This is a genomic window from Luteimonas saliphila, from assembly GCF_016774335.1.
In the GTDB taxonomy this organism is placed as follows: domain Bacteria; phylum Pseudomonadota; class Gammaproteobacteria; order Xanthomonadales; family Xanthomonadaceae; genus Luteimonas; species Luteimonas saliphila.
Genome location: NZ_JAETWA010000034.1, coordinates 1 through 4,289 on the forward strand (window position 1 = coordinate 1; position 4,289 = coordinate 4,289).

General features: G+C 71.4%; 6 protein-coding genes. 3 read left to right on the forward strand and 3 right to left on the reverse strand.

Annotation, left to right across the window (positions count from 1 at the left end; genetic code table 11):
* Positions 1–837 (forward strand): NAD(P) transhydrogenase subunit alpha (locus JMO03_RS08665; protein ID WP_202842501.1); only part of this gene is annotated, 837 nt, incomplete at its 5' end.
* 158 nt (positions 838–995) lie between these two features.
* On the opposite strand, the gene JMO03_RS08670 is transcribed toward JMO03_RS08665, so the two are convergent.
* The 3 genes from JMO03_RS08670 to JMO03_RS08680 are packed head-to-tail and all read right to left on the reverse strand — an operon-like array spanning position 996 to position 2,392.
* Positions 996–1,436, reverse strand: coding sequence for a DUF3106 domain-containing protein (locus JMO03_RS08670; RefSeq protein ID WP_202842504.1), 441 nt, complete (start codon positions 1,434–1,436; stop codon positions 996–998).
* A 3-nt stretch (positions 1,437–1,439) separates the two neighbouring features.
* A complete protein-coding gene (locus JMO03_RS08675) occupies positions 1,440–1,814 on the reverse strand; it encodes a hypothetical protein (RefSeq protein WP_202842507.1) in 375 nt (124 codons plus the stop codon).
* Entirely contained in the window at positions 1,811–2,392 is a 582-nt protein-coding gene (locus JMO03_RS08680; RefSeq protein ID WP_202842512.1) for an RNA polymerase sigma factor, read from the reverse strand. The genes JMO03_RS08675 and JMO03_RS08680 overlap by 4 nt, the downstream gene beginning before the upstream one ends.
* A gap of 186 nt (positions 2,393–2,578) precedes the next feature.
* Here JMO03_RS08680 and JMO03_RS08685 point away from each other — a divergent pair, with 186 nt between their 5' ends.
* Entirely contained in the window at positions 2,579–2,887 is a 309-nt protein-coding gene (locus tag JMO03_RS08685; protein ID WP_202842509.1) for an NAD(P) transhydrogenase subunit alpha part 2, read from the forward strand.
* A complete protein-coding gene (locus JMO03_RS08690) occupies positions 2,884–4,284 on the forward strand; it encodes an NAD(P)(+) transhydrogenase (Re/Si-specific) subunit beta (RefSeq protein WP_202840732.1) in 1,401 nt (466 codons plus the stop codon). The genes JMO03_RS08685 and JMO03_RS08690 overlap by 4 nt, the downstream gene beginning before the upstream one ends.
* The last annotated feature ends 5 nt before the right edge of the window (positions 4,285–4,289 follow it).

The following is a 4,289-nucleotide window of genomic DNA, read 5'->3' on the forward strand; positions in this document are numbered from 1 at the left end:
GGGGCGGTGCTGGTCGGCGCGCTGCAGCCGCAGGCCGACGAGGCGCGCGCGGAGGCGATCCGTTCGCGCGGGATCGTCGCGTTCCCGCTCGAGCGCCTGCCACGGACCACCCGCGCCCAGGCGATGGACATCCTCAGCTCGCAGGCCGGCATCGCCGGCTACAAGGCGGTGCTGATCGCGGCGCAGCTCGCGCCGCGCTACTTCCCGATGCTGACCACCGCCGCCGGCACGATCCGGCCGTCGAAGGTCCTCATCGTCGGCGCCGGCGTCGCCGGCCTGCAGGCGGTGGCCACGGCGCGCCGCCTGGGCGCGCAGGTGGAGTGCTTCGACGTGCGCCCGGAAACGCGCGAGCAGATCGAATCGCTGGGCGGCAAGTTCCTCGACCTGGGCGTGAGCGCCGCGGGCGAGGGCGGCTACGCGCGCCAGCTCACCGACGAGGAACGCGCGCTGCAGCAGCAGAAGCTCGCCGAGCATCTCAAGGGGATCGACGTCGTCGTCTGCACCGCCGCGGTTCCGGGCCGGCCGGCGCCGAAGATCGTCAGTGCGGCGATGGTGGCGGGCATGAAGCCCGGCAGCGTGATCGTCGATCTGGCCGCCGAGACCGGCGGCAACTGCGAGCTCACCCGGCGCGGCCAGACGTTCGAGACCGACAACGGCGTGGTCGTCGCCGGCCCGCTCGACCTCGCCAGCCAGGGTGCGCTGCACGCCAGCGAGATGTTCGCGCGCAACGTCTACAACTTCGTCTCGTTGCTGCTCAGGGACGGCGCACTCGCGTTCGACTGGGACGACGAACTGCTGGCGAAGACGGTGTGGCCGGAGCGCGCTGCGGCGGTCTGAGCCCGCGGCACCATCCATTCCGCGAAGGATCAAGGACAGGGTTGCGGGTCTGCCGGTCCAGCCCGGCCCTCGGAGGCCGGGTCCACCGGCATGGCCGGGTGGCTGGGCTCGTTGCGGGGTCCGGCAGGGGCGCGACCGACGGGGCTGCCACTGGGGGCTCAGGGCACGCGCGGCTGCGGCGGATCCTTCGGCGGATGCGCCTCCACCCAGGCCTTGCGCTGCTCGGGCGTCATCGCCTTCCAGCGTTCGATCGTCGCCCTGCGTTCGGCTTCCGGCAGGTCGCGGGTGTGCTCGAACAGCGCGCGTGCCTGTTCGCGCCTCTCCGGCGGCATGTCGCGCCAGCGCTTCATGCCGTGGCGGGCGTGTTTGCGCTGTTCCGGGGTCATGGCCTGCCAGCGCTGGGCATGCTCGAGCATGTGCTGGCGTTTGCCGGGCGGGCTGTCGTTCCAGCGCTCGCGCACGGGGGCGAGCAGCAGCTCGCGCTGCGCGGGCGTGAGCTGCTCCCAGGCCGGGAGCGGTGCGGGCGCGGCAGACTGCGCCAGCGCGGCGAGCGGGGCGGCAGCGAGGGTGAGCACGAGCAGGAAGACGCGGGACGACATGGCTTACTCCATCGCGAGCAGGTCGGCGTCGCCGGAGGCGAGCCAGACGTAGAAGTCGGGGTTCTGGTCGAGGTCGTCGAGCGCGCCCTCGATGCCGGTCCCCGCCGCAGCGACCGCGACCGGCGTTTCCGCGGCGGCAGGCGGCGCTTCGCCGGACATGCGCAGGCCGATGCCCAGGCCGCCCGCGACCACCAGCAACGACGCGAACGCCGCCGCGGGCAACCGCCAGCGCGATCCGCGCGAGGGCGCGTCGGCCAGCGCCGCGTGGCGGCGGCGATGCAACTGCGCCATGGTCGCGCCGGACACCTGCGACACCGCCTCGGCATAGCGGGCGCGAAGCGCCTGGTCGAGACGGCCATGGTCACGGTCGTTGTTCATCGGAACTCCTCCAGTTGCTTCTGCAGGGCCTCGCGTGCGCGGAACAGGTGGGTTTTCACCGATCCCTCGCCGCAGCCCATGATCTTCGCGGTCGCCGCCACGTCCATGTCTTCCAGCACCCGCAGCGTGAACGCCTCGCGCTGGCGCGCCGGCAACGCGCGCAGTGCGTGCGCCAGCCGGTTCCAGGCCTCGCGGCCGTCGTGGGCGCGCGACGGGTCCGGCGTGGCCTCGTCGGCCCAGTCGATCTCCCCGCCCTCGGCATCGCGCGCATCCGTGAGCCACGACAGACGGAACGTGCGCCGGCGCTGCACGTCGATGATCCGGCTGCGCAGGACCGACCAGAAAAGCGGCGTCCATTCCTCCGCGGGGCGGTCGCGGTAACCGAGCATCTTCGCCATCGCATCCTGGACCGCATCCAGCGCGTCCTCGCGGTGGCGCAGGCCCAGCTCGGCGAAGCGGAACGCCCGCGCCGAGATGCCGCCCAGGAACTCTTCCAGCGTCGGCGGGCGGGCCGGTCGCGGCGCGGCATCGGGGGCGTTGGCGTCCACGGCGGCCAGCGTACCCGGTGTGCCGCCCATGGAGGCCCGCGCGCGCTCCGCGCCGGCCAGCCTCATGTCGATTCCGCCGTCCATCCGCCTGGTTGCACCCGAGACTCCGCAGCTCCCTGTCGTCAACGCCCGGCGACGGCGACGGTTGACCGGCGCTGGCGCGGTTCAGCCCCGGTTATGATGCGGGACATCCGCAGCGCAGCCGGGGAGTGGGGGATGATCGACGGGTTCGTGGCCTTGTACATCTTCATGCTGGCGGCCATCGCCGGCCACGTGATCATCTCGCGGGTACCGGTGATCCTGCACACGCCGCTGATGTCGGGCAGCAACTTCATCCACGGCATCGTGCTGATCGGGGCGATGGTGGTGCTGGGCCATGCCGACACCCCGCTGGAGAAGGCGATCGGTTTCGTCGCGGTGCTGATGGGCGCGGGCAACGCCGCCGGCGGCTACGTGGTGACCGAGCGGATGCTGGAGATGTTCAAGTCGTCGAAGCCGTCTCCGTCCAGGGAGCCCGGGGCATGAGCGGCGCCGACCTCCTCGACCTGCTGGTCAAGACCAGTTACCTGATCGCGGCCACGTTGTTCCTGCTCGGCCTGCAACGCATGGCCTCACCCAGGACCGCGCGCAGCGGCATCCGCTGGGCCGGGCTGGGCATGGTCATCGCCACCCTCGCCACGTTCTTCCTGCCCGACCTGCACAACATCCCGCTGATCCTGGCCGCCACGGCGATCGGGACCGCGATCGCGTGGATCTCGGGCAAGCGGGTCGCGATCACCGACATGCCGCAGATGGTGGCGCTGTACAACGGCCTCGGCGGCGGCTCGGCGGCGGCCATCGGCGGCGTGGAACTGCTGCGCTGGTCGGCCGCGGGCCAGGCGAGCGGGCCGGTCCCGCTGGTGCTGGCGGTGCTGGGCGGGCTGATCGGTTCGGTGGCGCTGTCGGGTTCGATCATCGCCTGGGCCAAGCTCGACGGGCGCATGGACAAGCGCTACGCGTTCCCGGGCATGCAGGCGTTCAATTTCCTGGTGTTCGCCGCGGCCATCGTGCTGGGCGGGCTGGTGGTGTGGTCGCTGGGCGCGCCCTGGATCGTCGCGTTCTTCCTGGTGGCGCTGGCGCTGGGCGTGCTGATGACCCTGCCCATCGGCGGCGCCGACATGCCGGTGGTGATCTCGCTGTACAACGCGCTGACCGGCCTGGCGGTCGCGTTCGAAGGCTACGTGCTGGGCAACGAGGCGCTGATCATCGCCGGCATGATGGTGGGCGCGGCGGGCATCCTGCTGACGCGGCTGATGGCCAAGGCGATGAACCGCTCGATCAAGAGCGTGCTGTTCTCCAACTTCGGCGGCGGCGGGGCTTCGGCGGCCGAGATCAGCGGCTCTCAGAAGCCGATCGAGGCCGCCGACGTCGCGGCGATGATGGCCTTCGCCGAACGCGTGGTGATCGTGCCCGGCTACGGCATGGCCGTGGCCCAGGCGCAGCACAAGATCTGGGAGCTGACGCAGCGGCTGCTCGAGCGCGGGGTCAAGGTGAAGTTCGCGATCCACCCGGTGGCCGGGCGCATGCCGGGGCACATGAACGTGCTGCTGGCCGAGGCCGGCGTGCCCTACGACCTGATCGCCGACATGGACGACATCAACCCGGAGTTCGCCAACACCGACGTCTCGCTGGTGATCGGCGCCAACGACGTGGTCAACCCGGTGGCCAAGACCGACCCGGCCAGCCCGATCTACGGCATGCCGATCCTGGACGTGGTGAACTCGAAGAACACCATCGTCATCAAGCGCGGCAGGGGCACCGGGTTCGCCGGCATCGAGAACGCGCTGTTCTACGCCGACAACACGCGCATGCTGTACGGCGACGGCGCGGAGATGGCCAGCGCGCTGGTGAGCGAACTCAAGGCGCTCGACGGCGGGCATTGAGCCCG

Coding starts and splice junctions, on each gene's coding strand:
- JMO03_RS08670 (WP_202842504.1), bottom strand. CDS start 1,436: ATGTCGTCCCGCGTCTTCCTGCTCGTGCTCACCCTCGCTGCCGCCCCG.
- JMO03_RS08675 (WP_202842507.1), bottom strand. CDS start 1,814: ATGAACAACGACCGTGACCATGGCCGTCTCGACCAGGCGCTTCGCGCC.
- JMO03_RS08680 (WP_202842512.1), bottom strand. CDS start 2,392: ATGGGCGGCACACCGGGTACGCTGGCCGCCGTGGACGCCAACGCCCCC.
- JMO03_RS08685 (WP_202842509.1), top strand. CDS start 2,579: ATGATCGACGGGTTCGTGGCCTTGTACATCTTCATGCTGGCGGCCATC.
- JMO03_RS08690 (WP_202840732.1), top strand. CDS start 2,884: ATGAGCGGCGCCGACCTCCTCGACCTGCTGGTCAAGACCAGTTACCTG.